Source organism: Rhodococcus sp. ACS1, from assembly GCF_002300155.1.
GTDB classification, from domain to species: Bacteria; Actinomycetota; Actinomycetes; order Mycobacteriales; family Mycobacteriaceae; genus Rhodococcus_F; species Rhodococcus_F koreensis.
This window is the reverse complement of the sequence record NZ_NSDZ01000004.1, coordinates 681,523-696,177: the sequence shown is the minus strand read 5'-3', so window position 1 is coordinate 696,177 and position 14,655 is coordinate 681,523. Positions and strand designations below refer to the sequence as shown.

Below are 14,655 nucleotides of genomic sequence, written 5' to 3'. Positions count from 1 at the left end.
TGCATCATGATTCCGTTCACCGAGGAGGCGACCAGCCGGTTCGTTGACACACCCAGTGGGACATTGCACTACCACGAGTACGGGGAAGGGCATCCGGTCGTGTTTCTGCACGGATCGGGTCCCGGGGCGACCGGATGGAGCAACTTCTCGGAGAACATCAGGGCCCTCGGTGCCCACTTCCGGTGCTTGGCGGTGGACATGCCCGGGTGGGGGCGCTCCGCCGCGGTCGGTCCGGAGGATCGGTGCCATCACCGAACCGCGGTCGAGTTCCTCGATGCACTCGGCATCGATTCCGCCGCGTTCATCGGCAACTCCATGGGCGGTGCGACCTGCCTCAAGGTTGCAGCTACCGCACCCGAGCGCGTGACGCACCTGGTCACCATGGGTGCCGGAGGAGGGGGCGCGAAGCTGTTCGGGCCCGGTGACGGACCGACCGAGGGACTGAAGGTCCTCCAGCGGGCCTACCGAGATCCGTCTCCGGAATCGATGCGCGCCCTCGTCGACATCATGACCTACGACCCCGCGCACGCCGGCGACGCGCTTGCCGAAGAGCGATCTCGGAACGCGAAGAGCAACCCGGAGCATCTGGCCAACTTCATCTCGGGTATCGGCAAGGACCGACCGCACCGTGCCACCGATGCCGAACTCGCCACTATTTCGGTGCCGTCGTTGATCATTCACGGGCGAGATGACCGTGTTGTGCACTGGGAAAACGGACTGAAGCTGTGCACCACCATCCCCGACTCGCGCCTGGTGATGATCAATCGATGTGGGCACTGGGCCCAGATCGAGCACGCCGACGAGTTCAACCAACTGGTCTCCGGCTTTGTGGGTGCGAAGACGGTCGAGTTGCCCCGCGAAGATGTTCTCAGCCGATGACCTGCTGACTTCCGGACAGAGGACCAGGTGACCCGACGATAGATCCATCGTCGGGTCACACCGATGTCTACAGGTGGACCACACCGAACCCGCCGGTGGACCGTCGACTATGGGTTCGGAGGAGCATCGTCGTCTTCTTCCTCCTCTGCGGACACCAGCATGTCCGACAACAATCGTGCGTACCGGACAACCCGCTTGGAAAGCTTCGCTTCATCGAAGGAATGGCTTCGTACGGACACCGAGAGCGCCCCGACCGGGCGCTGGCCGCGCATCACGGGCGCTCCGACGCAGCTCACGCCCAGGATCGTTTCTTCCAGGTCGACGGTGTAACCCATGGCGCTGGTCCGGGCCAGCTGGTCGACCAGAAGTTGGGGGGCAACCTTGGAGTTCCTGGTCAGACGGGGGAACGGTGTTGCCGGTACCGCCCGTCGACCTTCCTTACGTATCTGTTCGGCCAACAGTGCCTTGCCCAATGCGGTGGTGGTGATCGGCAGGCGCGCGCCGATCCGAGTGGGGATTGCCACCGAATCCAAGCCGTAGATCTTCTGCGCGATCATGACCTCATTGCCGCGCCTCACGCCGAAGTGGATCACCCCACGTGTCTCCACGTACAACTCGGTCATCAGAGGTAACGCCAGCGCAGGCGGTCCATCCATCCGGCCGAGAATCGAGCTCTGGGCGAGTTCGAAGATCTGCCAGCTCGGCCGGTACTTGAGTCCGTCTCGTTCGAGCATGCCGCTCGCCACCAGGTGTGAGAGCAGCCGATAGGTCGTCGACTTCGGTAGCCCGTTGGCCTCGGCTACCTCGGTGACTCCGAGGGAGGCAAGTTCGCCACGGAAGGAGTCCAGGACGCTGACGGCTTTCTCCACCGAGGTCATCTCGACCATGTCCAAGGGCACGCCGGCGCGAGGGTCCGGACCGGGCCGACCCGGGTCGGTCGGTTCTCCCCAACCTGGATTCCACGGGTAGCTGCGATTGTGGGACATCTTTGTCCTTCCCGACTCGACGAGCGGGCCTTCAAGAAAGTAGTTCAGGGGTACCTGAATATAGGACACAGCATTTCGGTTGAAGAGGCTCGGGCGCAAGCCTCAAAGTTTTTTCCACCCTTTGAAACCCGGTGGTGGTCAGGCTCACATTTACGCCCCTAGTGTTGCGCAGCAGACCGCAGGGCCGAACGAGAGCCGCGGGTAACGAAGGGGATCGACGTGGTCGAAGCGGATGACTTTCGGGAAGTGCTCGGTCACCACCCGACAGGCGTTTCACTCGTGACGAGCTTGTCCGAAGACGGTGACCCCATCGGCATGGTTGTCGGGACGTTCAGCTCGGTCTCGATGGACCCACCCTTGGTGTCCTTCATGCCGATGAAGTCCTCCTACACATGGTCGAGGATGAAGCCGGCCAAACGCTTCTGCATCAACATCTTGGCCGCAGACCAGCAGCAGCGCTGCGGCGAATTCATGAGAGCTTCTGCAGAACAACGATTTTCGAACTGGCGGTGGGACCCCTCACCGCACGGGCTCCCGATTCTCAGCGATGTCATCGCATGGATCGACTGCGGCGTCGTCGACGAAGTGGAGGCGGGCGATCACTGGATCGTCCTCGGTAAGGTCGAGTCCCTCGGTGTGTCCAGATCCGTACCGCCGCTCCTGCACTTCCAGGGTGGCTACGGACGATTCGCGCCCAAGTCTCTCGTTTCGATCCCCGATCACGACATCAGGTTCGGTGTCCGCGACGCCGAGCTCGCCCGCCCGGTGCTCGAGCGCCTCGCCGACGCACACGACGCCGAATGCTCCAGCATCGTCACCATCGGCAACGAAGCCGTGGCCGTCGTCGGCGCAGCTACCGGCCCCAACGTGTCCAACGCCCGCAGGCTCGGCCTTCGGATGCCGCTGGTACCGCCGGTCGGCGACGTGTTCGCCGCGTTCAACTCCCAAGACTTCGCCGACCGCTGGATCGACAGACGGACAGACCGCAGCGAAGCAACCGCGCGGCGACTCCTTGACAGGCTTCGCCTGGTCCAGGACCAGGGGTGGTCGGCGTCAGCGACGGCAAGCGGAATCTACAGCGACCTGGCCCTTCATCAGGCCTTCCGTAACTTCACCACCGGAACCTACACACCGGCCGAGGAGCGGAAAATCCTCTCGGCCGTCGCGAAGTCGACCGAGTACTACTCACCCGACCCGATCACACGCCGATCGCTCTACACCGTCGGATCCCTCGTCGTTCCCGTCCATCACGAGGACGGGCGCGTGCGTTCTGCACTGCGGCTCGGCCAGCTCAACAAGTCCATGACCGGTGCAGAGCTGTTCGCGCTGGCCGACGAGCTCATGGAAGCCGCCCGAGAAATCCAAGCGATCTACCGAACACACGACGGTGCCGGGACGTCCGATCTGCAGGTCGAAATCATCTCGCACTGACGCAACCCGCCCTTCTCCGACTCGAGGAACGAACAATGGGTATTCAAATATTCTCTCTGCTGGTACTGGGTGCAATCATCCTGATCGGCACCTGGAAGACCATTCATATCGGGGTCCTGGCCCTGGTAGCCGCCTTCGGGGTGGGCGTACTCTTGGCCGGCCAATCGATAAAGGAGGTCATGTCGGGATTTCCGGTCAGCCTGCTCATCCTGCTTGTCGGAATTACGTATCTTTTCGCGATCGTGAGAGATTCCGGCGTGATCGATTGGATCGTCCAAAAGACCCTCGCTCTGGTCGGCGGACATGTCTTCGCAATCCCCTGGGTGTTCTTCTTCCTTGCTGCCATCCTCGGTTCCATGGGCTCCTCGCTGACCTCCCTCGCCTTGGCGCCGATAGCCATGATCTTCGCGGGAAAGCACAAACTGCATCCCCTGCTGATGGCGTTGACAATCGTCCTCGGCGGAGGAGCCGGGGGCTTCGCTCCTACCTCGTTGTTCGGAATCATCGCCAACGGAGTTGCAGCCGACAACGGCATCGAGCCCCAACCGTGGCTGCTGTTCGGCGCTGCCTTCGGGATCAATCTGGCACTCTTCGCAGCCGCGTTCGTTGCGCTGGGACTGCGACATCGGGAGAAGACGGCGACGGCGCCGGGCGACCAAGGTGGGGCGGTCCCGACGTGGCCTCTCGGCGGGCCGCTAAGTTCACCCGGAGGAACAGGTGCGTCCGCATCGCAACCCGATCGTGCACCGACAGCCGTCGCCACCGCTACGCCGGAACGGGCCGACGACGACATCAGCGTCACCAAGCTTTCCCGGTATCAGCTCGTGTGCCTGTTCGCGGTCGCGGCGTTGATGGGGCTCGTCATCCTGTTCATGTTCCTGGACATCGAATCCGATGTCGGGGTTCTCGCCCTTGCGCTGGCTCTGATCATTTCGATGCTCGACCCGACGCGGACGCGAGAGGCCGTCAAGGGCATCGATTGGTCGACGATCCTCCTGGTTGGAGGGATTCTGACCTACGTCAGCGTGATGCAGAGGATCGGGACGGTCGAACTTCTCGGACACGCCGCCGAGTCGGTCGGATCCCCGCTGCTCGCCGCCTTCGCTCTGTGCCTCGTTGCGGCCTTCGTCTCCGCGTTCGCATCGACCACGGGCATCCTCGGTGCGCTGATCCCCCTGGCGGTACCGGTGATCGCGATCGGTGGGCTTCCCGGGTTCGGTCTGATTGCCGCCATAGCCATCTCTTCCAACCTGGTGGACAGCACGCCCTTCTCCTCACCTGGAGCAACGTGCATCGCCAACGCCGAGCCGGGCCAGCGGGCCAAGCTGACCAAGCTGATGCTTGCCTGGGGATTCACCATGATCATCGCCGGTCCCATCATCACGATCTCCGCGTTCGTGGTTCCGGGCATGTGACGAGACCTCAGGTGCGCTGGCCCGGGTCGCGAAACAGAACAACGCCCCCGACCGCACGGTCGCTGGTCACCCTCGTCGTCAGACCACCGACGGCGCCAATCCCGCCGTCCGGTGTGCGGCGTCGAGGAAGGAGCGCACCAGTGCCTCGTCTCGGTAGTACTGGTCGCCGACGCCGGCGACGGCGCGGCGCCGCCCGTATTCGTACAGGACCGCCAGTTTCCACAGGGCCAGTGCCGTGTACCAATTCAGGTTCGACAGGTCGGCGCCGGTGGCGGCCGCGTACCGCTGAGCCAGTTCGTCCCGGGTCGGGTATCCGTCCTCGAGGACGGCCGTACCGAGGTCCTCGGTCGGTGTGCGTTCCTCCCCCTCGACGGGATACGACGCGAGGAAATAGCCGAGATCGAACAGCGGGTCGCCGATCGTCGCGAGCTCCCAGTCCAGCACTGCGGCAATGCGTCCCGGCGAGTCGGGAGCAAGGATGACGTTGCCGATGCGGTAGTCGTTGTGGATGATCGCCGCACCCGATTCGGCAGGCACGTTGGCGCCGAGCCACGCGTCGATGTCCGCGAACTCCGGCGGCGGTGTCCCGTCCTCGGCCGCGACCAGCCTGCCCATGCGGCGCAGGTGACGTTCGTTGAATCCTTCCGGGCGGCCCAGGTCGCCCAGGCCGGCGGCCTGCCAGTCCACCGCGTGCAGTGCGGCGAGCGTGTCGATCAACGCCTCCCCGATCCGGCGGCGGTCTGCCGGCGCGCTCAGCGCGGACGGGGTCTCGGTGGTGACCACCGGTCCGGCGACGTAGTCCATCACGTAGAACGGGACGTCGAGCACCTCACCGGTCTGGCCGACGGCGAGGACGTCCGCCACCGGCACGCCGCTGCCGGCGAGGCCGCCGACGAGACGGGCCTCCCGCAGCATGTCGTGGGCGCCCGGTGGAATCGGCGGAGGCGGCGGGCGGCGGACGATCACCTGACGGACCCCGTCGGACACGAGGAACGTCAGGTTGGAATGTCCGTCACCGATCCCCGCGGTCGTGAGCGGACCCTCGGTGATCCCGCGCTCGCGCAGGAACGCTTCCAGCGCACCGAGCGTGTCGGGAGTCCATTCCCAGGTCATGCGCTCGCCTCCATCCGTGTCGTCATTCGTTGATTCCTACTGCCCGGTGAAGCGCGGCGCCCGCTTCTCCTTGAACGCCGCGAGCGCCTCCGGCATGTCGGCGCACCGGGTGAGCAGCGCCTGTCCCCGGTTCTCCAACTCGAGCGCCGCCGCGTACGACGTCACTTCCTGGTTCCGTTGCAGCGCACGCTTCGACATCCGGACGCCGCCCGGTGAATTCGATGCGATCGCCTCGGCCACCGCGACTGCCCCGTCGAACAGGTCCTCGCTCGGCACCACCCGGTTCGCCAGCCCGATTCGGGCGGCTTCCTCCGCACCGACGAAACGCGCGGTGTAGGCGATCTCCGCCGCCCGACCGGGCCCGACGAGCCGGGTGAGCTGCCACGACGTGCCAAGTTCCCCGACGGACAATCCGACCTTGACGAACGCCGCGTTGAACTTTGCGGTGGGCGCCACGAGCCGGATGTCGCAGGCGAGCGCGAGCGACAGCCCGCCCCCGGACGCCGCACCGTGAATCGCGGCGATCACCGGGAAAGGCAGGTGGTGCAGCGCCGCGAGGCCACCGGTCGCGGTCTCCTGGAACCTGAGGAATTCACGCACACCCATTTCGGTGATCACGCTGATCTCGTCCAGGTCGAAGCCCGCGCAGAACACGCGATCGCCCGCACCGCGGATGATCAGCGCCCGCGCGTCCGTGTCGCGCAGGGCGTATGCGACGGTGTTGAACTCCTCGAACATCTTCACGACCATCGAGTTCATCCGCTCGGGCCGATTGATCGTGAGGACGACGATCTTGCCGTCGAGCACCTCGAGGGTGAGGGTCTCCAGCTGCGGCGGCTCGTAGTTGCTCAGCACCGCCGTATTCTCCCGCACTTCGGTCTGCGTCATCTGGCTCACCTTCCCGTGAACTTCGGGCTGCGCTTCTCTTTGAACGCGGCCAGCGCCTCGGGCATGTCGTCGCCACGAGTGAGCAGCGCCTGACCGCGGTTCTCGAGTTCGAGCGCCGCCGCATACGAGGACACTTCCATGTTCGCGTGGAGTGCACGCTTCGACAGCTGGACTCCGGCAGGCGAATTCGCGCTGATCAGGCGGGCCATCGCGAGCGCCTCGTCGAGCAGCGACTCGGCGGGCACGACCGCGTTGAGCAGTCCGAGGGACTCCGCCTCGACTGCTTCGATGAAGCGGCCGGTGTAAGCGAACTCCGCGGCGCGCGCCGGACCGATGAGCTTGGGCAGGTGCCACGACGCCCCCAGGTCGCCGGCCGACAGTCCGATCCGCACGAACGCCGCGTTGAACCGTGCCGCCGGCGAACCGATCCGGATGTCGGCGGCGAGGGACAGGGACAGCCCGCCACCGGCGGCCGCACCGTTGACTGCGGCGATCACCGGGACCCGGATGCTGCGGATCGCCGAGAGAGCCCGCGCGGCCAGTTCCTGCTGGTCCAGCATGCCCATCGGCGTCATCGACGACAAACCGTCGGCGTCGTCGAGGTCGAATCCGCCGCAGAACGCCTTGCCTGCGCCGGTGAGGATCACGACGCGGAGGTCGTGTTCGTGATCCAGTTGCAGCGCAACCCTCTCGAGTTCGACGAACATGGTGTTCGTCATCGAGTTCATTCGTTCGGGGCGATTCAACGTCACGACGGCGATGCCGGGTTCCGGCCGGTCGAGCGTGAACGTCTCCCATGTCGTGGGCTCGGTCACGAGGTCACTCCTTCTCAGTTCGGCGATCCCAGGTGGTCGCCGCAAGTTTTTTGGTGGTGGTCCGGACGCCGATGGTCCGGCAGGTCAGGTCTCCGCGGCGGCCTCGCGCACAGCACCCGAGCGCAGCCACTCGGCGGCACGGCCGGGGTCGATCCCCCAGTCGGTCAGGATCTCGGTGGTGTGTTCGCCCGGCATCGGCGGACGGCGATCTACTGCGGCCGCGGTGCGGCTGAAGCGCGGCGCCGGCGCCGGTTGGACGAGACCGTCGACGTCGACGAATGCCTTTCGGGCGACATGATGCGGGTGCGACGGCGCCTCGTCGACCTCGAGAACAGGCGATATACAGGGTGTGAGCCCCTCGCCCGCCTCGAGCCAGTCTGCGAGCGTGCGGCCGCGCACGGCGTCCGCGAAGATCTTCTTCACCTGCGGCCACTGCGAGCGGTCATTCTGCTCCGGAAGATCGCCGGGCAACTCCAGCAGCGCAACGAGGTCGGCGTAGAAATGCGGTTCCATCGCCCCGACGGCCAACCACTTACCGTCCGCGGTCTCGTAGGCGTCATAGTAGGGCGCACCGCTGTCGACGATGTTGGTGCCGCGTTCAGGGTTCCACGTTCCCGTCTGCGCGAACCCGAAGAAGGGTGTCGCAAGGAGTGCGGACCCCTCGACCATCGAGGCGTCGACCACCTGTCCGAGTCCCGAGCGCTGCCTCTCGAACAGCGCCGACAGGACGCCCATCGCGAGAAGCATTCCCCCGCCGCCGAAGTCGCCGATCAGACTGAGCGGCGGGGTGGGCGGTTGGCCGTGGCGTCCGATCAACGACAGGGCACCACTGAGCGCGACGTAATTGATGTCGTGGCCGACGTGCTGAGCGAGCGGTCCGTCCTGACCGAAACCGGTCATGCGGCCGTAGATCAGCCCGGGATTACGTGCGGCGCAGTCGTCCGGTCCGATGCCGAGTCGCTCAGCGACCCCCGGTCGGAAGCCCTCGATCAAGATGTCTGCGTCCGCTACGAGAGAGAGCACCACCGCGGCGCCGTCCGGATGCTTGAGGTCGACGGCGAGCGAGCGACGTCCGCGGTGCAGCAATTCCGTCCGGAAGTCAGCATTCGGCCCCACCAGTCCCGAACCCGTGGCGCGATCCACTCGAATCACGTCGGCGCCCAGATCGGCAAGGAGCATGGCGCAGAACGGACCCGGCCCGATCGAACCGATTTCGATCACCTTCAAGCCCGACAGCGGCCCGGTGAACGAGCGTTTCGAGTCGTCCCGCACCATCTACCCACCTCCTGTCGATCTTTGGTCTGATAATAATACCTTGGAATCGTTCACGGAGGAATACCCCCGACGCCGCGGCCCGGCGTGTGCACTGACGACCAGTACGACCGAAAGCAGTACGACCGCTCCCCCGATGACGAGGACGGGCGTGACGGGCTCGGACAGGACCACCGACCCGAGCGCCACGGCCACCACCGGATTCACATACGTATGGGTGGCGACCAGCGACAGCGGGGCGTGATGCAGCAGCCACGCGTACGCGGTGAAGCCGACGATCGAGCCGAAGACCACGAGGTAGCCGAACGCGCCCCACGCGCGGAGTCCGATGTCACCGTGCAGCCGTTCCCCTGTCGGTACCGACGCGAGCGTCATGGCCGCACCGGCCGCCAGAAGCTGGTACGTCGCACTGACATACACGTCACGAGGCAGCCAGATTCGGGGCTTGATCCACGACCCGAACGACCAGGACACACTGGACAACACGATGACCGCCACGCCGACGAGCGGGAGTCCCGAGTGTTCACCACCGTGCGGCAGCACCAGGACTGCGAGACCGACCAGCCCCACACCGACGCCGGCCAATTCGAGAACCCGTGGACGGTCACCGGACAGCGTGCGGTAGATGCAGATCCACAGCGGCACCATGGCCACGAGGAGCGCCGTCACCCCGGAGGGCACGCCGTGCAGTTGGCCGACCGAGGTCAGGCCGTTTCCGCAGGCGAGTAGCAGCACGCCCAGGAACGAAGCGCCTGCCGCTTCCCGCCAGGTGAGGCGCAGCCGCCGCCGGCCACCGCGACAGGCCAGGAAGGCGGCCATCAGCAGAGCGGCAAGGAGGAACCGCGCACCCATCGAGCCGAGCGGAGGGACCTCGTCGATCACCAGGCGGATCGCGAGATAGATCGATCCCCAGATCACATAGACGAGGAAAAGGGCCAGCGCGATCGCACCCCTCCCGGCACGCCCCGACGTCACGACGCTCAGGAGAATCGCGGAGCGCGCTTCTCGAGGAAGGCGGTGATGCCCTCCTTCGCCTCTCCGTTCTCGAACAGGTCCTGCTCCTGGGCGACCTCGAACCGGAAGCCCTCCTCGAGCGGGGTGTCGAACGACGCGTCGACCGTGCGGATGACGGCGCGCTGCGCGGGCAGCGACATCGTGCACAGCTCGGCCGCGAGCGCCTGCGCTGCATCGGTGGCGGTACCGGCGTCGACGAGTCGGTCGATCAGTCCGATCGCATGCGCCTCGGCGGCGAGGACCTGCCGGGCACTCAGCATGATGTCCAGGGCGCGACCACGACCCACGAGACGCGGAAGTCGCTGCGTCCCACCGGCTCCGGGGATGAGGCCGAGCTTGACTTCGGGCAGCCCGAACTTCGCGTCCGCCCCGCCGACCCGCAGGGTGCAGGCCATTGCCAGTTCGAGGCCGCCGCCGAGTGCGAGGCCGTCCACCGCGGCGATCGAGATGCGGTCGGCGGACGCGAGTCGGTCGAGCGCCCCACGGAGTCGATCGCCGTACGCGGTGAAGGACTCCGCGTCCACGGACGACATGTGCTTGATGTCGGCGCCGGCGGCGAAGAAGCCCGGAATGTCCGAGCGGACGACGATCACCTTCACCGATCCATCGGCGTCGGCTGCGTCGAGCGCCGCGTTCAGGCCGTCGATGATCGGCAGCCCGAGCGCGTTCGCCGGCCTGCGTTGCAGCGTGATCGTCATGACGCCGGCGTCGACGTCGCTCCACGCGACTGCGGGCGTTGCGGTTTCCGACATGCACACCATCCTGTTCGGTCCAGTCCCATGTGAGCGGCGAAGTGTGCGCGGGCACACTTTGCCACTCACCTGAGGTATTGACCCAACCATACTAATTGTCGGACCGAAATGGAAGATCAGGGCCGCCGCGGGAACTTCTCGAACTCGGGGCGTCGCTTCGCCTTGTACGCCTCGCGCCCTTCCTTCGCCTCCTCGGTCGAGTAGAACAGCAAATTCGCGTCGTGAGCGAGCTGCTGAATGCCGGCCATCCCGTCCTCGGCGGCATTGAAGCTCGCCTTCATCAGGCGCAGCGCGAACGGCGACAGCTGGAGCATCTCGCGGCACCACTGCACGGTTTCCCGTTCCAGGTCGGCGAGCGGGACGACGGTGTTGACCAGCCCCATCTCGCGCGCCTGCTGTGCGTCGTACTGACGGCACAGGAACCAGATCTCCTTGGCCTTCTTCACCCCGACGAGTTCGGCGAGCAATCCCGCACCGTAGCCGCCGTCGAACGACCCGACCTTCGGACCGACCTGACCGAACCGGGCATTGTCCGCCGCGATGGACAGGTCGCAGACCAGGTGCAGGATGTGCCCGCCGCCGATCGCGTAACCGGCGACCATGGCGACCACCGGCTTCGGCAGGCGCCGGATCTGGATCTGCAGGTCGGTGACGTGGAAACGGCCGACACTTCCCGCCTTGCCCGGTTCGGTGAGGTAGCCGGTGTCGCCGCGCACGCGCTGGTCGCCACCCGAGCAGAACGCGTCGGGACCCTCACCGGTCAGCACGATGACGCCGACCGAGGAGTCCTCACGGGCATCGACCAGAGCCCCGGAGATTTCCATCAGCGTCTGCGGCCGGAACGCGTTGCGCACCTCCGGCCGGCAGATCGTGATCTTCGCGATCCCGTCGCCGCTGTGCTCGTATCGGATGTCCTCGAATTCACCGACTGCCGTCCAGGACACGAAATCCGTTGTATCACCGTTGTTCGTCATGAAGCGATCATAGGCACACGTGCAAACGATCGTTATCGCTCGCGGGCCTCACGAGCGCATCACCCTTCCGCCTCGAACCGGGCGTTCGATCCGGAAGTGGAGCTCTGCGATACCGGGCGCATAGTAAATGATCAGAGCGATCGCGGGAAGGATCGTCGGCGTACCATTCGGATCAGAATTGCACGGGTTGCTGGGCCTCCAGCACCTCGGCGATGCTCTGTGCGACTCCTTGTGGGAATCCGGTCATCCGGCACCATGCGAGTTCTCGCTCGCTCTGGCGCCGGGCCACCTCGGCAACAGCGCGACTCGCCGTTTCGCCCGCCGACCCGGACGCCGCAAGGCTCCCGTAGGTGCGCTCCACGAGCGATTTCATCCGGCGTACCTGAGCGCGCAGCCGCACAAGATCCTCTGGCGGTTCGGCTGATTCGGCGATGAGCTCTCGGGCCTCGCCTCCGCTCCCCGCGGGGACGAATTCGACGAGCATAGCCAGGAGCGCCCGATTTTCGGCGTGCTCGGCACACTCGTAACGGTGCTCGGATGCGTGCACATCGAGGATCCAGTCGAGGCAGGCGAGCACGAGTCCGGCCTGCTCGGCGGCGAACGACTCACTCGGATCCAGTGCCGGTAGAACCGTTTTCGCGATCGTATTGCGTACAGCGCCGACCTGCTGGGCAACGGTGGGAATCATGGGTGGCCTCCTAATACTTGCCGACGATGGTGAGGAGCTGGTCCAGGTAGAAGGCTCCCAAACCTCCAAGGAAGGTCTGCATCGCATCCAGGTGGGTCATTCGCTCGACCGCGTTACGGGGACCTGTGCCGATCAGGGCGACCGCGGCCCAGTACATATTGACGACGGTGTAGTACTCCAGACGTTCGAGATCCACGGGCAGGCCGGACACTTTCTCGTATTCGGCGATCATGTCGCTGCGGGTGACGAGCGCCGAGCAGTAGAACTCGCCGGTCTCGGAATCGTGCTCACCCCAGCCCTCCATCATCGCGTAGGCAAGATCGTGATGACGGTCGCCGAGATACGTGAGTTCCCAGTCCAGGAGCGCTGTGATCGTCCCCGACTCCTCATCGAAGAGAAAGTTGCCGTTGCGGTAGTCCCCGTGCACGACGGAGACGTGGTCGACCACCGGACGGCGGTCCCACAGCCACTGCCTGGTCAACGCGATCACCGGGTGCGCCTCGAAGGAATCCTCCTGCCACGCCCGGTCCCAGGCCGCGAGTCTCCAATCGACAGCGTCGGTCGTGCCGACCCGGGGACGCTCGAACGATTCGAGTCGGTGCGCGGTCCAGTCGAACCGGTGCAGTTCGGCGAGGTGCCGGACGAACTGGGGCCCGAGGACGGAACGTAGTCGCGGCCCGTAGGTGGTCCCGAGTCCGGACGCAGTCTTCACCGCGTCCCGCGCACTGGCCGAACCACTGACGTATCCGCAGATCATCGACGGGGCGCCGAGTTCTCCCGATTCCTCGGTTGCCCAGAACACCGGCGGGACGGGCAGGGCTCCGTCCAGCATCCGCAACACCTCGAACTCGCGCAGTCGGGGCGTCTCGACCATCGACGCGGGCGGATCCATGCGCAGGACCATGCGATCATGGCGGGGTTGTCCGTCCAGCTCCCAGTCCAGGTCGAAGACGAATTGTTCCTTCGAAGCGCCGCCCGCAAGTCTGGCCACGTTGTCGATCCGGAACTGCCCGCCGAGCCGACCGGACAAGAACTGGGACAGATTGTCCTGCACGGCGTCCAGGCGAGGTTGTTCGTGAAACACCGTCCCTCGACGCTCCATCTTCCGGCGCAGCGTGTCGTCGATCGTGGGCTCCACGCGCACGGCGGAGCGGGGTGTCCGCTCGAATCCTCCGGAGGTCGTCATGGTGTCAGGCTCCCGTCTCACGCGCGGACGAGACCGAGTCGGTGTCATCGTGGACGAGGATCACCTTCGCGACCTCGCCGCGCGCCTGGGCCTGCACCGCATTGTCGATGTCGGTGAACGGAAACGTCCCGACGAGCTTGTCGAACGGGAACTCACCCGCCCGAAACAGGTCGAGCAGGTAGGGAATGAACGTCCGCGGATCGCTGTCGCCCTCCGTGATACCCCGAACCGTCAGGCCGGCGACCATAGCCGGAACGATTGGCAGGGGAACGGTGGCCGCCATGTCGTGCGGGACCCCGACGAGGCCGAGGGTCCCGAGCGGCGCGAGCGCGCGCAGAGCTTCTTCGAGGACCGACTGAGCCCCCGTTGTGTCGAAGGCGTAATCGACACCTTGGCTTGCCACAGCATGCACCTGATCCTCGAGCGGACCGGTCGCCGGGTCCAGCGTCGTGGTCGCCCCCAACTCCTCGGCGAGTGCCCGGCGCCTCGGGTCCGGGTCGGAGATGATGATGGGTGTGCAACCGCGGACCCGGGCTGCCATCACCGCCGCCAGGCCGACCGGACCGGCCCCGAGGACGAGGAGAGACTCCCCCTCCCTGCAGTCCATGCTGTTGAATACGGCGCCGGCACCGGTCTGGATGCCGCATCCCAGCGGACCGACGAGTTCGATCGGTACGTCGGCGGCAACCCTGACCACGTTGCGCTCCGCGGCGAGCGCGTGTGTTGCGAAGGACGACTGACCGAAAAAGGAGGCGGTGACCGGCGCGCCGTCACGGCTGATGGTGGTGGTGCCGTCCTCTCGCAGGCCTCCACCGTAGTTGCGCGCGCCAAACTCGAGGCAGTAGGCCGGCCGGCCGGCCTCGCACGGGCGGCAACGCCCGCACGACGCGAACGACAGGGCTACGTGGTCACCGCGGGCCACCGACGTCACTCCGTCCCCGACCTCGACGACGATCCCGCTGCCCTCGTGTCCCAGGACCATCGGATAGCTGAGGCCGAAGAATCCGTCACGGGCCGCGATATCCGTGTGGCACAACCCCATTCCCTTGATCTCGACAAGCACCTCACCGGGGCCTGTAGAGGCGAGCAGGACCTGCTCCAGGTTGAAGGAGCCACCGGTATCGGTGACCACCGCGGCAGTGATCGAACGTGGCATGGGAATGATCCTTTCGTCGTCGGCCAGGCACACCGGCGGGATCTCCGGATGAGAGCTCTCATGGTGTGGAACCGCGCCGTAGTCGG

14 protein-coding genes are annotated in these 14,655 nt (G+C 65.8%); 3 read left to right on the top strand and 11 right to left on the bottom strand.

Annotation, left to right across the window (positions count from 1 at the left end):
- Nucleotides 1–6 precede the first annotated feature (6 nt).
- Nucleotides 7–879 (top strand): alpha/beta fold hydrolase, encoded by an 873-nt coding sequence (locus tag CJ179_RS15510; protein WP_095862150.1) that lies wholly within the window; start codon nucleotides 7–9, stop codon nucleotides 877–879.
- Nucleotides 880–986: 107 nt separating this feature from the next.
- Here the strand turns inward: CJ179_RS15510 and CJ179_RS15505 are convergent, their stop codons facing one another.
- The gene (locus tag CJ179_RS15505) at nucleotides 987–1,964 is read right to left on the bottom strand and encodes an IclR family transcriptional regulator (RefSeq protein ID WP_143548904.1); all 978 of its coding nucleotides are present in this window, start codon (nucleotides 1,962–1,964) and stop codon (nucleotides 987–989) included.
- 120 nt (nucleotides 1,965–2,084) lie between these two features.
- On the opposite strand from CJ179_RS15505, the gene CJ179_RS15500 reads away from it, so the two are divergent.
- Both CJ179_RS15500 and CJ179_RS15495 read left to right on the top strand, forming a co-directional pair.
- Complete coding sequence (locus CJ179_RS15500; protein ID WP_306454244.1) at nucleotides 2,085–3,296, top strand: flavin reductase; 1,212 nt, start codon at nucleotides 2,085–2,087, stop codon at nucleotides 3,294–3,296.
- Between the two features lie 35 nt (nucleotides 3,297–3,331).
- Entirely contained in the window at nucleotides 3,332–4,711 is a 1,380-nt protein-coding gene (locus tag CJ179_RS15495; RefSeq protein WP_095862147.1) for an SLC13 family permease, read from the top strand.
- 78 nt (nucleotides 4,712–4,789) lie between these two features.
- Here the strand turns inward: CJ179_RS15495 and CJ179_RS15490 are convergent, their stop codons facing one another.
- The 10 genes from CJ179_RS15490 to CJ179_RS15445 form a co-directional block, all read right to left on the bottom strand.
- Nucleotides 4,790–5,824, bottom strand: coding sequence for a phosphotransferase family protein (locus CJ179_RS15490; protein ID WP_095862146.1), 1,035 nt, complete (start codon nucleotides 5,822–5,824; stop codon nucleotides 4,790–4,792).
- Between the two features lie 36 nt (nucleotides 5,825–5,860).
- Complete coding sequence (locus tag CJ179_RS15485; RefSeq protein WP_095862700.1) at nucleotides 5,861–6,712, bottom strand: enoyl-CoA hydratase/isomerase family protein; 852 nt, start codon at nucleotides 6,710–6,712, stop codon at nucleotides 5,861–5,863.
- A gap of 5 nt (nucleotides 6,713–6,717) precedes the next feature.
- Nucleotides 6,718–7,527, bottom strand: coding sequence for an enoyl-CoA hydratase/isomerase family protein (locus CJ179_RS15480; RefSeq protein ID WP_095862145.1), 810 nt, complete (start codon nucleotides 7,525–7,527; stop codon nucleotides 6,718–6,720).
- 84 nt (nucleotides 7,528–7,611) lie between these two features.
- Complete coding sequence (locus CJ179_RS15475; RefSeq protein ID WP_095862144.1) at nucleotides 7,612–8,802, bottom strand: CaiB/BaiF CoA-transferase family protein; 1,191 nt, start codon at nucleotides 8,800–8,802, stop codon at nucleotides 7,612–7,614.
- Nucleotides 8,803–9,774 carry an EamA family transporter gene (locus CJ179_RS15470; RefSeq protein ID WP_095862143.1) on the bottom strand — a complete coding sequence of 324 codons (972 nt, stop codon included), beginning with the start codon at nucleotides 9,772–9,774 and terminating at the stop codon, nucleotides 8,803–8,805.
- A gap of 5 nt (nucleotides 9,775–9,779) precedes the next feature.
- Complete coding sequence (locus tag CJ179_RS15465; protein ID WP_072937270.1) at nucleotides 9,780–10,565, bottom strand: enoyl-CoA hydratase-related protein; 786 nt, start codon at nucleotides 10,563–10,565, stop codon at nucleotides 9,780–9,782.
- Between the two features lie 116 nt (nucleotides 10,566–10,681).
- A complete protein-coding gene (menB, locus tag CJ179_RS15460; protein ID WP_095862142.1) occupies nucleotides 10,682–11,539 on the bottom strand; it encodes a 1,4-dihydroxy-2-naphthoyl-CoA synthase in 858 nt (285 codons plus the stop codon).
- Between the two features lie 172 nt (nucleotides 11,540–11,711).
- A complete protein-coding gene (locus CJ179_RS15455; RefSeq protein ID WP_095862141.1) occupies nucleotides 11,712–12,227 on the bottom strand; it encodes a hypothetical protein in 516 nt (171 codons plus the stop codon).
- Nucleotides 12,228–12,237: 10 nt separating this feature from the next.
- Nucleotides 12,238–13,413 carry a phosphotransferase family protein gene (locus CJ179_RS15450; protein ID WP_179377597.1) on the bottom strand — a complete coding sequence of 392 codons (1,176 nt, stop codon included), beginning with the start codon at nucleotides 13,411–13,413 and terminating at the stop codon, nucleotides 12,238–12,240.
- Nucleotides 13,414–13,417: 4 nt separating this feature from the next.
- Nucleotides 13,418–14,569, bottom strand: a complete 1,152-nt coding sequence (locus CJ179_RS15445) for an NAD(P)-dependent alcohol dehydrogenase (protein ID WP_095862139.1) — start codon at nucleotides 14,567–14,569, stop codon at nucleotides 13,418–13,420.
- Nucleotides 14,570–14,655 lie beyond the last annotated feature (86 nt).

What these genes read in the sequence shown, in the direction of transcription:
- CJ179_RS15455 (WP_095862141.1), bottom strand. Translation starts at nt 12,227, where the DNA reads ATGATTCCCACCGTTGCCCAGCAGGTCGGCGCTGTACGCAATACGATC.
- CJ179_RS15495 (WP_095862147.1), top strand. Translation starts at nt 3,332, where the DNA reads ATGGGTATTCAAATATTCTCTCTGCTGGTACTGGGTGCAATCATCCTG.
- CJ179_RS15450 (WP_179377597.1), bottom strand. Translation starts at nt 13,413, where the DNA reads ATGACGACCTCCGGAGGATTCGAGCGGACACCCCGCTCCGCCGTGCGC.
- CJ179_RS15490 (WP_095862146.1), bottom strand. Translation starts at nt 5,824, where the DNA reads ATGACCTGGGAATGGACTCCCGACACGCTCGGTGCGCTGGAAGCGTTC.
- CJ179_RS15445 (WP_095862139.1), bottom strand. Translation starts at nt 14,569, where the DNA reads ATGCCACGTTCGATCACTGCCGCGGTGGTCACCGATACCGGTGGCTCC.
- menB (WP_095862142.1), bottom strand. Translation starts at nt 11,539, where the DNA reads ATGACGAACAACGGTGATACAACGGATTTCGTGTCCTGGACGGCAGTC.
- CJ179_RS15465 (WP_072937270.1), bottom strand. Translation starts at nt 10,565, where the DNA reads ATGTCGGAAACCGCAACGCCCGCAGTCGCGTGGAGCGACGTCGACGCC.
- CJ179_RS15510 (WP_095862150.1), top strand. Translation starts at nt 7, where the DNA reads ATGATTCCGTTCACCGAGGAGGCGACCAGCCGGTTCGTTGACACACCC.
- CJ179_RS15485 (WP_095862700.1), bottom strand. Translation starts at nt 6,712, where the DNA reads ATGACGCAGACCGAAGTGCGGGAGAATACGGCGGTGCTGAGCAACTAC.
- CJ179_RS15475 (WP_095862144.1), bottom strand. Translation starts at nt 8,802, where the DNA reads ATGGTGCGGGACGACTCGAAACGCTCGTTCACCGGGCCGCTGTCGGGC.